The organism is Streptomyces sp. GbtcB6, from assembly GCF_019091475.1.
Classification (GTDB): domain Bacteria; phylum Actinomycetota; class Actinomycetes; order Streptomycetales; family Streptomycetaceae; genus Streptomyces; species Streptomyces hyaluromycini.
In genome coordinates this window covers 1-234 of the sequence record NZ_JAGXJL010000489.1, presented here as the reverse complement: position 1 = coordinate 234, position 234 = coordinate 1, and the positions used below count along the sequence as shown (strand labels likewise).

Annotated in this window: 1 protein-coding gene; it reads right to left on the bottom strand. The window is 68.4% G+C overall.

Features of this window, described 5'->3' with window-relative positions; translation table 11 throughout:
* Nucleotides 1-234: UbiA family prenyltransferase (locus KVT45_RS55755; protein ID WP_254648771.1), on the bottom strand; the 234-nt coding region annotated here is incomplete at both ends.

The following is a 234-nucleotide window of genomic DNA, read 5'->3' as shown; positions in this document are numbered from 1 at the left end:
CGGCCACCGGCGGACGCTGCGAGGTCCGGTCCACCAGCGCGCCGATGTCCCGGTCGATGTCCATGTTCAGCGCGTTGGCGCCGCCCGCCGAGAGGTACCCGCCGACGCAGGTGAGCAGCACCAGCGTCAGGTCGGGCACACCCTGCTGCGCCAGGAACATCATCGGAACGGTGGTGATGAGCAGCAGCTCGATGATCCGCGGCTTGGTCAGCGCCACGAAAGCTTTGACACGGG